This window comes from Microbacterium atlanticum (assembly GCF_015277815.1).
GTDB lineage: Bacteria > Actinomycetota > Actinomycetes > Actinomycetales > Microbacteriaceae > Microbacterium > Microbacterium atlanticum.
Genome location: NZ_CP063813.1, coordinates 1,914,703 through 1,929,649, shown reverse-complemented (window position 1 = coordinate 1,929,649; position 14,947 = coordinate 1,914,703). Strand labels below are relative to the sequence as shown.

The following is a 14,947-nucleotide window of genomic DNA, read 5'->3' as shown; positions in this document are numbered from 1 at the left end:
GAGGCCCGTATACTGGATGGCTGGCCACTCGGCCGCACCACCACCCACCGACGGAACGGACATCCGCTGTGCTCGCCGTGCACGACCTCGAGATCCGCGTGGGCGCGCGCGTGCTCATGTCGGACGTCTCCTTCCGCGTCTCCGACGGCGACAAGATCGGCCTGGTCGGCCGCAACGGCGCCGGAAAGACCACCCTCACCAAGGTGCTCGCGGGAGACGTGCTGCCCTCGGAGGGAAGGGTCGAGCGCTCCGGCGACCTCGGCTACCTGCCGCAGGACCCGCGCTCGGGCGACCCTGAGATGCTGGCGCGCACGCGCATCCTCGACGCCCGCGGTCTCGGCACCCTGGCGATCGGCATGCACGAGGCATCCGTCGCCATGGCCTCGGACGACGTGGACGCCGCTGCCCGCGCGATGCGCAAGTACGGAAACCTCACCGAGCGCTTCGAGGCACTCGGCGGATACGCCGCCGAGGCCGAGGCGGCATCGATCGCGCACAACCTGTCTCTGCCGGACCGGATCCTCGATCAGCCGCTGAAGACGCTGTCGGGCGGTCAGCGCCGGCGGATCGAGCTGGCCCGCATCCTGTTCTCCGATGCGCAGACGATGATCCTCGACGAGCCGACGAACCACCTCGACGCCGACAGCGTCGTGTGGCTGCGCGAGTTCCTCCAGGGCTACAAGGGCGGGCTCATCGTCATCAGCCACGACGTCGAACTCGTCGGCGAGACGGTGAACCGCGTGTTCTACCTCGACGCGAACCGCCAGGTCATCGACGTCTACAACATGAACTGGAAGAACTACCTGCGCCAGCGGGTGGCCGACGAGGAGCGCCGCAAGAAGGAGCGCGCCAACGTCGAGAAGAAGGCGAGCGTCCTGCAGCAGCAGGCCGCACGGTTCGGTGCGAAGGCGTCCAAGGCCGCGGCCGCGCATCAGATGGTGGCCCGCGCCGAGAAGATGCTCGCGGGGCTGGAGGAGGTCCGTCAGGAGGACCGGGTCGCGAAGCTGCGGTTCCCCAAGCCGGCGCCGTGCGGCAAGACCCCGATCACCGCGACCGGACTGTCGAAGTCGTACGGGTCGCTGGAGATCTTCACCGACGTCGATCTCGCCATCGACCGCGGCTCCAAGGTCGTCGTACTGGGCCTGAACGGGGCCGGCAAGACGACGCTCCTGCGCATCCTCGCGGGCGTCGACCAGGCCGACACCGGCGTCGTCGAGCCCGGGCACGGGCTCAAGATCGGCTACTACGCGCAGGAGCACGAGAACCTCGACGTGTCGCGCTCGGTCCTGGAGAACATGATGTCCGCGGCGCCCGACATCAACGCGACCGATGCCCGCAAAGTGCTCGGCTCGTTCCTGTTCACCGGCGACGATGTGCTCAAGCCCGCTGGAGTCCTCTCGGGTGGCGAGAAGACGCGGCTGTCGCTCGCGACGCTCGTCGTCTCCAGCGCCAACGTGCTGCTGCTCGACGAGCCGACCAACAACCTCGACCCGGCGTCGCGCGAGGAGATCCTCGGCGCCCTCGCGCACTACGAGGGCGCTGTGATCCTCGTCTCGCACGACGAGGGAGCCGTCGAGGCGCTCAACCCGGAGCGCGTGCTGATCCTTCCGGACGGCGTCGAGGACATCTGGGGCCGCGATTACGCCGACCTGGTCGCGTTGGCGTAGCGGTCGACCGGATGCGCGGCCGGGGCGTCCACCGGCGGGGCCGGCGTCACCGGTTGGCGGCGTCGAGCAGCGCGTCCTCGTCCTCCGCGTCGCGGTCCCGCTTGCGGCGTGCTGCCGGCGGGCGCGCGGCATCCGCCGGCTCCCCGGTGGCAGCGGTGTCCTCCGCCTCTTCCCGGCGATGGCGCCGCTCGGTCCGGATGACGTAGCCGATGAAGATGAAGCCCATGATCGCGAACAGGATCCACTGGATCGCGTACGACAGATGCGGGCCGGGATCCTCCGACGGCGCGGGAAGCGCGTTCGGGGTCTCCGCCGGCACCGGATCCTCCGACACCATCACGCCGTACGCGCTGCGCTCCAACGCATCAGCTGTCGCGGGGGAGAGGGTTTCGGCGACGAGGTCGAGGCTGATGGTCGGCACCTGCCCGTCCGGTGCGCCGCGGCCGGACGCCGGGATCGGCTCGCCGGGGCGGAGTCGGACGATCACTGTCGTCACGCCTTCGGGCGGAGCGGGCACGGCGTCCGGCACCGGCTGATCCTGCCCGGGCGGCACCCAGCCACGGTTCACCAGCACCACGCGGCCGTTGACCACCTCGAACGGAACGAGCACCTCGAACGCCGACGTGCCGCCGTGCGGGCGGTTGCGCACGAGCACGCCCTCGTCGGAGAGGTAGGTCCCGGTGAGGACGACCGGGCGCCACTCGTCGGCCGCGTCGAGTTCGGCGCCCGCGGCGATGACCTGTTCCAGCGGCACGGGCGCGGCGTCGTAGTTGCGCTCGACGAGCTCGAGCTGCGCCGACCGCTCCTGGTTGCGCGAGAACTGCCAGTTCGACAGGAACGCGCACGCGATGGCGAAGACGACGGCCAGCGCGACGTAGATGGCCCACCGCCCGGCGCGCGGGAGGTCCTGCATGCTCACGGACCGCCTGCTCATGCCGACGCTCCGCCCGCGACGAGCGCGTCCACCGAGAGCGGGAAGTCGCGCGCCGCGAGGAACTCGCGCAGATAGCCCACGTGCTCGTCGCACGCGACCCAGGTCTTCCGCCGATCGGCCCCGTGGATGCGCGGGTTACGCCAGTCGATCCGCCAGCTCGCGGGGGCTCGGCATCCCGCCCGCGAGCAGACCGCGTCGGCGGCGGGGTCGTGAGCGCTCATGCGCTCCGGTCCGTCGACTCGCCGGATGCCGGACGAGCCTCCTCGATCCGGATCACGAGCGGCGCTGCCGCCGCGGCGGCCGGGGCGACGGGCGGCGCGGGGAGCGCCCGCTCGGGGTCCTCCCGCCGGTTGCCGCGGCTATCCTGCCCGACGTTGGCCGAGACCACTGCGATGTAGGGCAGGAAGATCGCGCCGGTGGCGAACACCCAGGTGTACCAGCCGTACGGCGTGATCACGACCATCAGGATGAAGCATGCGACGCGGATGCCCATCATCACCAGGTACCGCACCGAGCGCGCGCCGACCTCGTCGCGCGGTGCGCGCGGCAGGGATGTCGCAGACGGGGCGGGGCCTGAGCTCTTCACGGTACTTCCAGGGTACGCCGGTTGCACCGTGTGGGCTCCCGCCCGGAGGGTCGAATCGAGCCGCCGTCAGACGTTCCCGCCGGACTGCTGATACACCGCCACGAAGAACGAGAAGAAGAGGATCGCCGCGATGATGCCGAGGATGGTGAGCCCCAGCCCGACCCAGCCGACGATCGTGCCCGCCAGCGCCATCCCGCGTCCCTGCTCGCCGCTGGTCTTGAGCTGGTTGAGCGACATGTGGCCGGTGATCACGCCGACGATCGATCCGATGACCGGGAGGATGACGAAGCTGGCGATCGACGAGATCAGTGAGACGATCGCCAGCGTGTTGGTCTTCGCGGGCGCGCCGTAGCCATACGCCGGAGCCGCGCCGTACGCGGGGGAGCCGTAGGCGGGCTCCGCCGGCGCGGAGCCGTACGCCGGCGCCGAGCCGTACGCGGGCGCGGAGCCGTAGGCGGGCGGGGCAGCCGAGCCCGGGGCGGGCGGCGGGTAGGCCGCCGGCTGTCCGGCGCTCGGCGCGGGCGGGACCGGCGGGTACGAGCCCGGCTCGGGGTTCTGGGGAGTGCTGTCGCTCACGGCGAGGCCTTTCTCGATGTCTCCTCCCAGCGTCCCAGCGGCGGTCGGGGAGTGTCAAACGCGATGGGTAACGACCGCGGGCCGCCGCTAGGCTGGTGCGGATCCGCCCCCTCACCTCCGGGAGTCCAGCATGTCCAGCGATCGCGTCGTCCTCGTCACCGGAGGCAACCGCGGCATCGGCCGCGCCATCGCCGAGCGCTTCGTCGCGGCGGGCTACCGGGTCGCCGTCACGGCGCGCTCCGGCGAGGGTCCGGAGGGCACGCTCACCGTCCGAGCGGATGTGACGGATGCCGCAGCCGTCGACGCCGCGTTCACCGAGGTCGAGAAGGCGCTCGGCCCCGTGGAGATCGTCGTCGCGAACGCCGGTATCACGCGGGACATGCTGCTGCTGCGCATGACCGAGGAGGACTTCGACAGCGTCGTGGCCACCAATCTGGGCGGTGCGTTCCGCGTGGTGAAGCGGGCGTCCAAGGGGATGCTCCGTGCCCGGTGGGGACGCGTCGTGCTCATCTCGAGCGTCGTGGGCCTCTACGGCTCGGCCGGGCAGATCAACTACGCCGCATCAAAGAGCGCCCTGGTGGGATTCGCACGGTCGCTCACTCGCGAACTCGGAGCCCGGGGGATCACCGCCAACGTGGTGGCGCCCGGCTTCATCGAGACCGACATGACGGCCGAGCTCTCCGACGAGACGCAGGCCGAGTACAAGAAGAGCATCCCAGCGGGCCGGTTCGCTTCCGCGGAGGAGGTTGCCGGGGTGGTGGCGTGGATCGCGTCGGACGACGCCGCCTACATCTCCGGTGCCGTCATCCCCGTCGACGGCGGCCTCGGCATGGGCCACTGACCCCGCCCACGACGACCGCGCAGAGCTGCCGCCGCTGAGCGCAGCGCCCGCAGCTCAGCCGATGGCCCGCAGGATCGCCTCGGCGACGGCGCCGGGACGCGAGAACTGCGGCCAGTGGCCGGTGGGGTCGCCCTCGAGGCCGAGCTGGATGATCTCGAGCTGCGCGAGGGCGGCGAGCTCCGCGGCCCACGGCGGGGCCGCTTCGATGATGGCGCGGATCTCGGCCGCGCTGACCGTCCCGGTGATGATCGTCGCCGGGATCGCGTGCCGCCGCTCGTCCGAGAGCCGGATCGGATCGGTGGGGACCCGCGCGGGCACCGGGTGCGCGCGGGCTGCGGCATCCGCTCTCGTCCGCGGATCGAGGTCGGCGACGTCGGGCTCGTCGAAGAAGTCCCACCCGGGGAAGGGCACGACGCCGTCGACGACGGGGAACTCCGAGATCGATCCGCCGTCCGAAGGCGGGAAGGTGTCGAGGAACACCGTGTGCGCGACACGATCGGGCCGGGCGTCGGCCGCCCCGTAGACGACGTTGCCGCCGCCGGAGTGCCCGACGAGCACGACGTCGCCGTCGAGCCGGTCGATCTGGCACACCGTCGCGTCGACCCAGTCCGCGATGCCGATATCGGCCGATTCCGCCGCCGAGGCGCCGACCCCGGGCATCGTGAGCGGGTGCGTGCGGTGCCCTGCCGACTCGAGGGCCGGGAGGACGTCGCCCCACGAGGCGGCGTCGAGCCAGAGTCCGGGTACCAGGATGATGTGCATGCCCCGACGCTACGCCCGACCGCCGACATGCGCCTGTCTCACGGCAGCAGGGGGATGACCTCGGCGAGGTCCACCGGACCGACGACCAGGTCGGCGCGCGCGCGCACCGCCGGCTTGGCGTTGAACGCGACCCCGAGCCCCGCCTCCGCCATCATCTCGAGGTCGTTCGCCCCGTCGCCGATCGCTATGGTGCGCTCCGGCGGGACGCCGCGCTCGGCAGCCCATTCCCGCAGGGCTGCGGCCTTGCCCGCGGCGTCCACGATCGCGCCGTCCACGACGCCGCTGAGCACGCCGTCGCGCGTCGCCAGGCGGTTCGCACGCCACACGTCGACGCCCAGCCGGGGCGCCACGGTGTCGAGGATCTCGTGGAAACCGCCCGAGACCACCCCGACGGTGCCGCCCCGCTCGTGCGCGGCGCCGATCAGCTCGCGAACGCCCGGCGTCGGCTCGATGCGCGCGAGCACCCGCGCGAACGCCGACACGGGGACCCCCTCGAGCTGGGTCACCCGGGAGCGCAGGCTCGTGGCGAAGTCGACCTCGCCGCGCATCGCGGCCTCCGTCGCCGCAGCCACCTCGGCGCCGCGTCCCGCCTCATCGGCGATCAGCTCGATGACCTCGTTGCGGATCAGCGTCGAGTCGGCGTCGAGGACGACCAGGAAGCGGGCGGGCGCAGCGGGCATGCGTCAACGCTAGCGGGGCGCCGGTGCCGCGCCCGACCATCCGTCACCGTTCGACGCGCACGCCCTTTCCGACGACCGTGATGCCGCTGTCGGTCACCGTGAAGCCGCGGGACAGGTCCTTCTCGCGGTCGACGCCCACCGTCGCGCCGTCCTCGAGCCACACGTTCTTGTCGAGGATGGCGCGGTGCACGCGGGCCCCGGCGCCGACGTGGACGTGGTCGAAGAGGACGGAGTCGGTGATCGTGGAGCCGCCGCCGGCGAGGGTCCACGGTCCCACCACGCTTCGCTCCAGGTGCGTGCCCGACAGGACGGATCCGAGCGAGACGATCGAATCGATGGCGTTGCCGATCCTGCCGACCGAGTCCCGGACGAACTTCGCAGGCGGGGAGTTGACCGCCTGCGAGTGGATCGGCCAGTCGGTGTTGTAGAGGTTGAACACCGGGAGCGTCGAGATGAGGTCCCGGTGCGCGTCGTAGAACGAATCGATCGTGCCGACGTCGCGCCAGTAGTACCGGTCGCGGTCCGTCGAGCCGGGAACGTCGTTGCGCTTCATGTCGTAGACGCCGGCTTCGCCGCTCCCGACGAAGTAGGGGACGATGTCGCCCCCCATGTCGTGGTTCGAGGTCGGCAGCTCGCCGTCGTACTCGACCGCCTCGATCAGGGCCTCGCTGTTGAAGATGTAGTTGCCCATCGAGGCGAGCACCTCGTGGGGCGCGTCGGCCAGGCCGACCGCGTTCTGCGGCTTCTCGAGGAACTCGCGGATGCGCGCCGGATCGTCGGGGTCGACGTCGATGACGCCGAACTGGTTCGCCAGCGAGATCGGCTGCCGGATGCCGGCGACCGTCGCCCGCGCGCCGGACTCGATGTGGGCGGCGAGCATCTGGCGGAAGTCCATCCGGTACACGTGATCGGCGCCGATCACGACGACGATGTCGGGCTGCTCGTCGTTGATGAGGTTGAGACTCTGCAGGATCGCGTCGGCCGAGCCCGAGAACCAGCGCTTGCCCAGGCGCTGCTGCGCGGGGACCGAGGCGACGTACGAGTCCAGGAGCGCCGACATGCGCCAGGTCTGGGAGATGTGACGGTCCAGGCTGTGCGACTTGTACTGCGTGAGCACGACGACCTGCCGCAGCCCCGAGTTGATGAGGTTCGAGATCGCGAAGTCGATGAGCCGGTACTGGCCGCCGAACGGGACCGCCGGCTTCGCGCGATCGCCCGTCAACGGCATCAGCCGCTTCCCTTCGCCGCCGGCGAGGATGATTCCGAAGACCTTGGGCGCTGCTGGCATGGCACCCACCCTAGGCCCGGCGGGTGATTCCGGGGTACCCGTTACACCCGGGCACGCCGGTGTAATAGGTTTCGTGCCATGCGCGTCGACATCGTGACCAAGGAGTATCCGCCGGAGATCTATGGAGGAGCCGGTGTCCACGCCACCGAGCTGGTGAAGGCCCTGCGTGACATGATCGACGTGCGCGTGCGCGCCTTCGGTGCCGATCGCGCCGAGGAGGGCACCAGCTCGTACGGCGTCCCGGCCGAGCTCGCCGCCGCCAACGCCGCCGTGCAGACGCTCGGGACCGACCTCGAGATCGTGACGGATGTCGCCGGAGCCGACGTGGTGCACAGTCACACCTGGTACGCCAACTTCGCGGGCCACCTCGCCTCGCTGCTCCACGGCATCCCGCACATCGTCACCGCGCACAGCCTCGAGCCGCTGCGCCCCTGGAAGGCCGAGCAGCTGGGCGGGGGATACGCGGTGTCGAGCTGGATCGAGAAGACCGCGTACGAGGGCGCCGCCGCCGTCATCGCCGTGAGCGGCGGCATGCGCGCCGACATCCTGCGCAGCTACCCGGCGCTGGACCCCGACCGCGTGCGCGTCATCTACAACGGCATCGACGTCGAGGCGTGGCATCCGGTCGAGGATCCGGCTCTGCTGGCCGAGCTCGGGATCGATCCGTCCCGGCCGTCGGTGGTCTTCGTGGGCCGGATCACCCGGCAGAAGGGACTGCCGTACTTCCTCCGCGCCGCGGAGCGCCTCCCCGCCGACGTGCAGGTGATCCTCGCGGCCGGGGCGCCGGACACGCCGCAGATCATGGCCGAGGTCGAGAATCTGGTGCGCGGTCTGCAGCAGAGCCGCGACGGCGTGGTGTGGCTGGACCGCATGCTGTCCCGCCACGAGCTGTGCACCATCCTGAGCGCGGCGACCACCTTCGTCTGCCCGTCGGTGTACGAGCCGCTCGGGATCGTGAACCTCGAGGCGATGGCCTGCGGCGCAGCGGTCGTCGGAACCGCGACCGGCGGCATCCCGGAGGTCGTCGTCGACGGTGTGACCGGGCGCCTGGTGCCCATCGAGCAGGTGCAGGACGGGACGGGGACCCCCACCGATCCGGAGCGCTTCGTGTCGGACCTCGCGCGCGTGCTCACCGAGGTCGTCAGCGACCCCGAGCGCGCCCGCGAGTACGGCGCGGCGGGACGGCGGAGGGCGACCGAGGACTTCAGCTGGGGGCGGATCGCCGAGCAGACCGCGGCGCTCTACGCGGAGGTCGCCGGCCGCGGCCGATAGGCTGTCGGCATGCCAGAGGTGCTCGAGTTCTCCGACGTCGTCGTCCGCCGAAACGCCCGGAACATCGTCGATCACCTGAACTGGACCGTCTCCGACGACGAACGCTGGGTGATCCTCGGGCCCAACGGCGCGGGCAAGACGACGCTGCTGCAGATGGCGGACACCCTGCTGCACCCGACCTCGGGCGCCGTGACCATCCTGGAGGAGCGACTGGGTCGAACCGACGTCTTCGAGCTGCGCCCCCGCATCGGCTTCGCGTCCTCGGCGATGGCCCGCCGGGTCCCGCCGGAGGAGACGGTGCTGAACGTGGTGCTGACAGCCGCGTACTCGGTGCTCGGGCGCTGGCGCGAAGACTACGAGGACATCGACGAGCGCCGTGCGCTGCGCGTGCTGGCCGAGTGGAAGCTCGACCACCTCGCCGACCGCACGTTCGGCACGCTCAGCGACGGCGAGCAGAAGCGCGTGCAGATCGCGCGGGCCGTCATGACCGATCCCGAGCTGCTGCTCCTGGACGAGCCGACCGCGAGCCTCGACCTCGGCGCCCGCGAGGAGCTTCTCATCCTGCTGGGAGGATACGCGCAGGCGCCCACCACCCCGGCGATGATCATGGTCACGCACCACGTCGAGGAGATCCCGGTCGGATTCACCCACGTGCTGCTGCTGCGCGACGGCAGGGCGGTGGCTGCAGGCCCTGTCGCCGAGACGCTCACCGCGGACGCGCTCACCGAGACGTTCGGAGTGCCCATCCGCCTGAGCGAGGACGGCGGTCGCTACGCGGCGCGTGCCGCCCACTGAGGCTCCCCGTCCGGTGAGCCCCGCCGCGGACGGGTTCGGCGTCTCGGCCCGGGGCTGATAGACTCTCTCTTTGGTGCGTTCGCACCGCAGACTTTGACCGCCCTGGCAAAATCCAGGGCACCATCCTCAAAGGACCATCATGAAGACTGACATCCACCCGGACTACCAGGCCGTCGTGTTCCGTGACCTCGGCTCGGGCGAGACCTTCCTCACCCGCTCGACGGTGACCAGCGACAAGACGATCGAGCTGGACGGTGTCGAGTACCCCGTCATCGACGTCGAGATCTCGTCGGCGTCGCACCCGTTCTACACGGGCAAGCAGCGCATCATGGACTCGGCCGGTCGCGTCGAGAAGTTCAACCAGCGCTTCAAGAACTTCGGCTCCAAGTAAGCCGCGCACGGGCCAGCCGGCCCGCCGCCTCGGAAGACCCCGCCTGGTGCGGGGTCTTCTGCGTGTGCGGGGTCAGCGGATCGGCCAGCGGCCGTCGAGACGGTCATCGGGCTCGAGGCGCCCGATGCGGATGAAGTAGTCGGTGAGGCTCTCGGCCTGCGCCCGCGCCCACGCGATCTGACTCGTGTGCAGCTCGTGGGCGGTCGCCGGGAGCCACGGCGCGTAGCGGCCGGCGAGCGCTTGCGCGACCCGGCCCGCCGCGACGGCGTCCGCAGACGCCTCGTGGGCCGCGTCGAGCCGCACCGCGTAGTGCGCGGCCACGACTGCGAGGGTGCGCTTGCCGCGGCGCCAGCGATCGCAGGCCTTGTCGACGACGAGGGGATCGATCACGGGAGACGGATCCTCGATGGGCGGCACCCCGTGGCGCAGCGACTCGTACTTCAGCATCGAGAAGTCGAAGGGCGCGTTGTAGGCGACGACGGGGATGCCGGCGTCGAGCACGGCGCGCACGGCCGTGACCACCTCCGCCACGACCTCGCGCGCGGGACGCCCGTGGGTGCGAGCGTGCGATGTGGTGATGCCGTGGATGCCGCTCGCCGCTTCGGGGATCGCGACGCCGGGATCGGCGAGCCAGTCGCGGGCACGGACGACGCCGCCGTCGGCGTCCAGCAGCCCGACGTGCGCGGTGACGATCCGATCGACCGCGACATCGACCCCCGTCGTCTCGAGGTCGAAGACGCCCACGACGCGCATCCAGTCCGGCACCTCCCGCAGTGGCGGCCGATCGGACGGGCGGTGACTCATGCCGCTCACGGTATGCGTCGGCTCCGACATCGCGGTTCCGGCGCTTCGCGGTCCGACGTCGCGCCGCTCGCCCTCGTAGACTCGACGGGTGACCGCCCTCAACCCCTACGCGCGCCTCCTCGACGAGATCCCCGTCGACAGGCGCGAGGCGACCGTGCTGGGCGGGGTGACCGCGTACTGGGTGTACGGGCCGGCGGATGCGGACACGACGATCATCGCGGTGCACGGGTTCCGCGGCGAGCACCACGGGCTGGAACCTGTCGTGGCGCACCTCCCGGGCGCGCGGATCATCTCGCCGGACCTGCCCGGTTTCGGTGAGACGCCGCCGGTGCCGGGGCGCGCGCACGACCTGAACCTCTACGCGCAGTGGCTGGCGGAGTTCTCGCGCGCGGCCGCGCCCGGCGCGGTCATCCTCGGCCACTCCTTCGGCTCGATCGTGGTGGCGGCAGCCGTGGCCGGCGGCATGGAGGCGCCGCGCGTCATCCTCGTCAACCCGATCGGGGCCCCTGCGCTCGAGGGCCCGCGCGGCCTGCTGACCCGGCTCGCCGTGTTCTACTACTGGGCGGGAGCACGGCTTCCCCGTCGCCTCGGCGAAGCGCTGCTGCGCAACGGCCTCATCGTGCGGGTCATGAGCGAGTCCATGGCCAAGACCAAGGACCCCGGCATCCGGCGCTTCGTCCACGACCAGCACGACACCTACTTCTCGCGCTTCGCGGACCGCGACGTGCTCCACGACGCGTTCGTCGCGTCGGTCTCGCACGATGTGCGGGAGTACGCCCCGCGCATCGCGCAGCCGACGCTGCTCGTCGCGGCGCAACGCGACGACATCACTCCCATCGAGGCGGAGCGGCGCCTGGCTAGGATGTTCCCCGCCGCGGAGCTGGTCGAGATCCCCGACGTGGGACATCTCATCCACTACGAGACGCCGGCGGCCGCAGCCGGCGCGATCACGCGCTTTCTCGCGCCTTCCGACGACGGTACGCGTTGACGTTCATGCGGTTGCCGCAGTTGCCGGTGTCGCAATAGCGCTTGGAGCCGTTCTTGGAGTAGTCGACGTACACGTCGTCGCAGTCATCCGCCGAGCAGATGCGCACGCGGTCGTACTCGTCCGCGCGGATGACGTCCACGAACGCCATCGCCGCCTCGACGAGCACACGGGTGGCCAGCGGCGCATCGTCGCTGGTGGCGTGGATGTGCCAGTCGAAGCCGTCGTGGATCACGAGGCGGGGGAGGGCGTGCCCGTCACGGAGCATCTCGTTCACGAGCGGCACCGCCGCGTCGCGATCCACCTCCCACAGTCGCCGAAGGCGCGGGCGGATGGCGCGGAGCGCCGCGAGCTCGGTCTCGTCGCGGCGTATCGCGCCGGTATACGGGTTCACCCGCAGGTATTCCTCGAAGTCCGCGGCGGTCGAGAGGGTGTCCTCGCCGTCACGCCCGGGCATCGTGTTCACGAGGTGCGCCGCGGCACGCAGGCTCTGTCGCGTGTCATGGATGAAAACCATGTTGACTCCTGACATCGAGTGCGCGTATCGTCACCAGTGTAAGCACGTTTCGCTCCTGACAGCCGGATGCCGCCCATGACCGCCTCGACCGCGCCCCTTCCCGTCATCACGTCCAGCGCGGCCGTCGTCTCGAGCGCACGCCTGCGCACCACCGGTCTCCTTCTCGGCATCGCGTCGGCGCTGGCGTTCTCCTCGAGCGGCCCGTTCGTCAAGCCGCTGCTCGAAGCCGGCTGGTCGCTCGGCGCGGCGCTTCTCGTGCGGATGGGGGTCGCGGGCCTCATCCTCTCGCCGGCGCTGCTGCTCGCGATGACGCGGCAGCCGGGGTTCCTCCGGCGCCACTGGCGACTCATCCTGGGATTCGGGTTGATGCCCGTGCTCGGCTGCCAGCTCTTCTTCTTCTCCGCCATGCAGCGGATGCCGGTCGCCGTGGCACTGCTCATCCAGTACCTCGCACCCGTCATGCTCGTGGCCGCGGTGTGGCTGCGCACCCGCAAGCGGCCCTCCGCCCTGGTGCTGTGGGGCTCCGTGGTCGCGATCGCAGGTCTTGTGCTCGTGGTGGACGTCTCCGGGGCATCCTTCGACCTCATCGGAACCCTGTTCGCGCTGGCCGCGGCGGTCTGCGTGTGTGCATACTTCGTGATCTCGGAGCGGGCGGGGGACGACCTCCCGCCCCTCGCCCTCGCGGCAAGCGGTCTGCTGACCGGTGCCCTGGTGATGGGCGTACTCTGTCTCACCGGCATCATGCCGTTCCATGCCCCCGCGGTGGACGTGCAGCTGGGCGGCGTGGCGGTGCCGTGGTGGATGCCGCTCCTCTGGGTCGCCGCCGTCGCCACAACGCTCGGTTACGCGTTCGGCGTGATGGCTGTCCCCCGCATCGGGTCGCGGGTCGCGTCGTTCGTGGGGCTCTCGGAGGTGCTTTTCGCGCTCGGGTTCGCCTGGCTCTTCCTGGCCGAGGTGCCCGCGCCCATCCAGTTCGTCGGGGGAGCGCTCATCCTGGTGGGTGTGATCCTGGTGCGAGCCGATGCCGCGTCGACGGGAAGCCCGAAGAGCGAGGCCGCCGTGATCTCCTGAGAGGCCCGCCGGCCTCAGTCGCGACGGGCGAGCTCCATGAGGGGCGTCACCCGATGGGGGATGACCTCGCCCATCACCAGCGAGGTCTCGGTGCGCTCGACCCCCTCGATCGCGAGGATGCGGGCGTCGGTGTCGAAGAGGTGCTGCGTGTCGCGGCATGCGACGCGCACCAGCAGATCCACCTGGCCTGAGAGGCCGTGTGCCTGCACGACTTCCGGGACGCGCGCGAGCTCCACCGCGATGCGCGGCAGCTCAGCCTGGCGCACGATGACGCTGATGAAGGCCTCGATGGGAAACCCGAGCGAGGCCGAGGAGATGGCGCGCTCATACGAGAGGAAGACTCCCGCGCGCTCGAGGCGCGCCATGCGCGCCTGGACGGTGTTGCGCGAGAGGCCGAGTCTCTCGGCGAGGGCGACGACGGTCGCGCGCGGGTCCGCGGAGAGTGCTGCCAGAAGCTCCAGGTCGACGTGATCAAGGGCGCCCATAGTGCGAAACGTTAGCACGCCATTCCGCGGCGTTGGTTGTCAACATGCTCAAGCTGATCCCAGATGCTTGAGCGAGGTGCCTCGCCGACGTAGCCTCGAATCAGCCGGCGACGCCGCCGGCGCACGCCACGCGGCCCCTCACGAGGGGGCCGGCATGAAGGAGTGATGACGATGACGCACACCCTGACCCCCACAGCCGACCTCGCCACCGACATCGATGATGTCGCGCGACTGCTGACCCCCGACGGCGAGCGCATCGCCGACCCCGAGCTGGACCGGTGGGTGGCCGACGTCGACGCGGCGACGCTGCGCGGCCTGTACCGAGACATGGTGCTGCTGCGCCGTATCGACACCGAGGGCGTCGCCCTGCAGCGGCAGGGTCAGCTCGCCCTCTGGCCGCCGTGCCAGGGGCAGGAGGCCACGCAGATCGGAACGGCCCGCGCCCTGCGCGCCGACGACTTCGCGTTCCCGAGCTACCGCGAGACCGGAGTGGTCTACGCGCGCGGTGGGAAGCCCTCCGACTTCGTCCTCGCCTGGCGCGGCGAGGAGCACTCGACCTACAACCCCTACGACCTCAACACGGCGACGCAGCAGATCATCATCGGCGCCCAGTCGCTGCACGCCGTCGGGTACGCGATGGGCATCCAGCGTGACGGCACCGACCAGGTCGCGGTGGCGTACTTCGGCGACGGCGCCTCCAGTCAGGGCGACGTCAACGAGGCGATGGTGTTCGCCTCGTCCTACGGCGCTCCGGTCGTCTTCGTGTGCACCAACAACCAGTGGGCGATCTCCGAGCCCGTCACCGTGCAGGCGAAGTTCCCGATCGCCGGCCGCGCCCCGGGCTTCGGCATCCCGAGCATGCGCGTCGACGGCAACGACGTGCTCGCCTGCCTCGCGGCCATGCGCTGGGCGATCGACAACGCGCGCCGTGGGAACGGCCCCGCGTTCATCGAAGCCGTCACGTACCGCATGGGACCGCACACCACCTCCGACGACCCGACCCGCTACCGCGACAAGGAGGAGGTCGAGAGCTGGCGGCGGCGCGACCCGATCGCGCGCGTCGAGGCGCTGCTTCGTTCCCAGAACGAGTTCGACGAGGCGTTCGTCGCGAGCGTGGACGCCGACGCCGATGCGCTGGCCGCCGCGGTGCGCCACGCCGCGATGTCCGCCACGACCCGCCCGCCGCTGACGATCCTCGACGACGTCTACGCCGAGCCGCACTCCGGCATCGACGAGCAGCGCGAGTGGTTCGGTGCGTACCTGAACGGGTTCGCCCCGGCCGAGGAGGCGTGA

At 70.9% G+C, this 14,947-nt stretch carries 18 protein-coding genes; 8 read left to right on the top strand and 10 right to left on the bottom strand.

Going from position 1 to position 14,947, the window contains the following annotated elements:
- Window positions 1-68 precede the first annotated feature (68 nt).
- The gene (locus tag IR212_RS08740) at window positions 69-1,667 is read left to right on the top strand and encodes an ABC-F family ATP-binding cassette domain-containing protein (protein ID WP_194395569.1); all 1,599 of its coding nucleotides are present in this window, start codon (window positions 69-71) and stop codon (window positions 1,665-1,667) included.
- A 46-nt stretch (window positions 1,668-1,713) separates the two neighbouring features.
- Here IR212_RS08740 and IR212_RS08735 read toward each other — a convergent pair whose 3' ends face one another.
- The 4 genes from IR212_RS08735 to IR212_RS08720 form a co-directional block, all read right to left on the bottom strand.
- Window positions 1,714-2,601, bottom strand: a complete 888-nt coding sequence (locus IR212_RS08735) for an SURF1 family cytochrome oxidase biogenesis protein (RefSeq protein ID WP_194395568.1) — start codon at window positions 2,599-2,601, stop codon at window positions 1,714-1,716.
- Window positions 2,598-2,822, bottom strand: a complete 225-nt coding sequence (locus IR212_RS08730) for a hypothetical protein (RefSeq protein WP_194395567.1) — start codon at window positions 2,820-2,822, stop codon at window positions 2,598-2,600. The genes IR212_RS08735 and IR212_RS08730 overlap by 4 nt, the downstream gene beginning before the upstream one ends.
- Entirely contained in the window at window positions 2,819-3,187 is a 369-nt protein-coding gene (locus IR212_RS08725; protein ID WP_194395566.1) for a DUF3099 domain-containing protein, read from the bottom strand. Before IR212_RS08725 ends, IR212_RS08730 begins: the two co-directional genes overlap by 4 nt.
- Window positions 3,188-3,253: 66 nt before the next feature.
- Window positions 3,254-3,763 carry a DUF4190 domain-containing protein gene (locus tag IR212_RS08720; protein WP_194395565.1) on the bottom strand — a complete coding sequence of 170 codons (510 nt, stop codon included), beginning with the start codon at window positions 3,761-3,763 and terminating at the stop codon, window positions 3,254-3,256.
- A 130-nt stretch (window positions 3,764-3,893) separates the two neighbouring features.
- Between IR212_RS08720 and fabG the strand changes: the two genes are divergently transcribed.
- On the top strand, window positions 3,894-4,604 hold the full coding sequence (gene fabG / locus IR212_RS08715) for a 3-oxoacyl-ACP reductase FabG (RefSeq protein ID WP_194395564.1): 711 nt from the start codon (window positions 3,894-3,896) through the stop codon (window positions 4,602-4,604).
- Window positions 4,605-4,658: 54 nt separating this feature from the next.
- On the opposite strand, the gene IR212_RS08710 is transcribed toward fabG, so the two are convergent.
- From IR212_RS08710 to IR212_RS08700, 3 genes are read right to left on the bottom strand one after another with little or no spacing between them, the layout of a single operon-like run.
- Entirely contained in the window at window positions 4,659-5,366 is a 708-nt protein-coding gene (locus IR212_RS08710; protein ID WP_194395563.1) for an alpha/beta fold hydrolase, read from the bottom strand.
- Window positions 5,367-5,404: 38 nt separating this feature from the next.
- Window positions 5,405-6,046 (bottom strand): phosphoserine phosphatase SerB, encoded by a 642-nt coding sequence (gene serB / locus IR212_RS08705; protein ID WP_194395562.1) that lies wholly within the window; start codon window positions 6,044-6,046, stop codon window positions 5,405-5,407.
- 43 nt (window positions 6,047-6,089) lie between these two features.
- The gene (locus IR212_RS08700; RefSeq protein ID WP_194395561.1) at window positions 6,090-7,334 is read right to left on the bottom strand and encodes a glucose-1-phosphate adenylyltransferase; all 1,245 of its coding nucleotides are present in this window, start codon (window positions 7,332-7,334) and stop codon (window positions 6,090-6,092) included.
- Window positions 7,335-7,412: 78 nt separating this feature from the next.
- On the opposite strand from IR212_RS08700, the gene glgA reads away from it, so the two are divergent.
- From glgA to IR212_RS08685, 3 genes are all read left to right on the top strand, one after another.
- On the top strand, window positions 7,413-8,606 hold the full coding sequence (gene glgA, locus IR212_RS08695) for a glycogen synthase (protein ID WP_194395560.1): 1,194 nt from the start codon (window positions 7,413-7,415) through the stop codon (window positions 8,604-8,606).
- A 9-nt stretch (window positions 8,607-8,615) separates the two neighbouring features.
- Entirely contained in the window at window positions 8,616-9,401 is a 786-nt protein-coding gene (locus tag IR212_RS08690) for an ABC transporter ATP-binding protein (RefSeq protein WP_194395559.1), read from the top strand.
- A gap of 139 nt (window positions 9,402-9,540) precedes the next feature.
- The gene (locus tag IR212_RS08685; RefSeq protein WP_106813808.1) at window positions 9,541-9,792 is read left to right on the top strand and encodes a type B 50S ribosomal protein L31; all 252 of its coding nucleotides are present in this window, start codon (window positions 9,541-9,543) and stop codon (window positions 9,790-9,792) included.
- A gap of 72 nt (window positions 9,793-9,864) precedes the next feature.
- Here IR212_RS08685 and IR212_RS08680 read toward each other — a convergent pair whose 3' ends face one another.
- Window positions 9,865-10,596 (bottom strand): exonuclease domain-containing protein, encoded by a 732-nt coding sequence (locus tag IR212_RS08680; RefSeq protein ID WP_228479235.1) that lies wholly within the window; start codon window positions 10,594-10,596, stop codon window positions 9,865-9,867.
- 88 nt (window positions 10,597-10,684) lie between these two features.
- Here IR212_RS08680 and IR212_RS08675 point away from each other — a divergent pair, with 88 nt between their 5' ends.
- Window positions 10,685-11,584 (top strand): alpha/beta fold hydrolase, encoded by a 900-nt coding sequence (locus IR212_RS08675; RefSeq protein ID WP_194395557.1) that lies wholly within the window; start codon window positions 10,685-10,687, stop codon window positions 11,582-11,584.
- On the opposite strand, the gene IR212_RS08670 is transcribed toward IR212_RS08675, so the two are convergent.
- A complete protein-coding gene (locus tag IR212_RS08670) occupies window positions 11,544-12,098 on the bottom strand; it encodes a CGNR zinc finger domain-containing protein (RefSeq protein WP_194395556.1) in 555 nt (184 codons plus the stop codon). The two genes, IR212_RS08675 and IR212_RS08670, sit on opposite strands and share 41 nt — an antisense overlap.
- A 75-nt stretch (window positions 12,099-12,173) precedes the next feature.
- Between IR212_RS08670 and IR212_RS08665 the strand changes: the two genes are divergently transcribed.
- Entirely contained in the window at window positions 12,174-13,169 is a 996-nt protein-coding gene (locus IR212_RS08665) for an EamA family transporter (protein WP_194395555.1), read from the top strand.
- A 14-nt stretch (window positions 13,170-13,183) separates the two neighbouring features.
- On the opposite strand, the gene IR212_RS08660 is transcribed toward IR212_RS08665, so the two are convergent.
- Window positions 13,184-13,654: an Lrp/AsnC family transcriptional regulator gene (locus IR212_RS08660; protein ID WP_194395554.1), complete on the bottom strand. Its 471-nt coding sequence runs from the start codon at window positions 13,652-13,654 to the stop codon at window positions 13,184-13,186.
- A 165-nt stretch (window positions 13,655-13,819) separates the two neighbouring features.
- Here IR212_RS08660 and pdhA point away from each other — a divergent pair, with 165 nt between their 5' ends.
- The gene (gene pdhA / locus IR212_RS08655; protein WP_194395553.1) at window positions 13,820-14,947 is read left to right on the top strand and encodes a pyruvate dehydrogenase (acetyl-transferring) E1 component subunit alpha; all 1,128 of its coding nucleotides are present in this window, start codon (window positions 13,820-13,822) and stop codon (window positions 14,945-14,947) included.

What these genes read in the sequence shown, in the direction of transcription:
- IR212_RS08735 (WP_194395568.1), bottom strand. Translation starts at nt 2,601, where the DNA reads ATGAGCAGGCGGTCCGTGAGCATGCAGGACCTCCCGCGCGCCGGGCGG.
- IR212_RS08730 (WP_194395567.1), bottom strand. Translation starts at nt 2,822, where the DNA reads ATGAGCGCTCACGACCCCGCCGCCGACGCGGTCTGCTCGCGGGCGGGA.
- fabG (WP_194395564.1), top strand. Translation starts at nt 3,894, where the DNA reads ATGTCCAGCGATCGCGTCGTCCTCGTCACCGGAGGCAACCGCGGCATC.
- IR212_RS08710 (WP_194395563.1), bottom strand. Translation starts at nt 5,366, where the DNA reads ATGCACATCATCCTGGTACCCGGACTCTGGCTCGACGCCGCCTCGTGG.
- serB (WP_194395562.1), bottom strand. Translation starts at nt 6,046, where the DNA reads ATGCCCGCTGCGCCCGCCCGCTTCCTGGTCGTCCTCGACGCCGACTCG.
- IR212_RS08700 (WP_194395561.1), bottom strand. Translation starts at nt 7,334, where the DNA reads ATGCCAGCAGCGCCCAAGGTCTTCGGAATCATCCTCGCCGGCGGCGAA.
- glgA (WP_194395560.1), top strand. Translation starts at nt 7,413, where the DNA reads ATGCGCGTCGACATCGTGACCAAGGAGTATCCGCCGGAGATCTATGGA.
- IR212_RS08690 (WP_194395559.1), top strand. Translation starts at nt 8,616, where the DNA reads ATGCCAGAGGTGCTCGAGTTCTCCGACGTCGTCGTCCGCCGAAACGCC.
- IR212_RS08685 (WP_106813808.1), top strand. Translation starts at nt 9,541, where the DNA reads ATGAAGACTGACATCCACCCGGACTACCAGGCCGTCGTGTTCCGTGAC.
- IR212_RS08680 (WP_228479235.1), bottom strand. Translation starts at nt 10,596, where the DNA reads ATGAGTCACCGCCCGTCCGATCGGCCGCCACTGCGGGAGGTGCCGGAC.
- IR212_RS08670 (WP_194395556.1), bottom strand. Translation starts at nt 12,098, where the DNA reads ATGGTTTTCATCCATGACACGCGACAGAGCCTGCGTGCCGCGGCGCAC.
- IR212_RS08665 (WP_194395555.1), top strand. Translation starts at nt 12,174, where the DNA reads ATGACCGCCTCGACCGCGCCCCTTCCCGTCATCACGTCCAGCGCGGCC.
- IR212_RS08660 (WP_194395554.1), bottom strand. Translation starts at nt 13,654, where the DNA reads ATGGGCGCCCTTGATCACGTCGACCTGGAGCTTCTGGCAGCACTCTCC.
- pdhA (WP_194395553.1), top strand. Translation starts at nt 13,820, where the DNA reads ATGACGATGACGCACACCCTGACCCCCACAGCCGACCTCGCCACCGAC.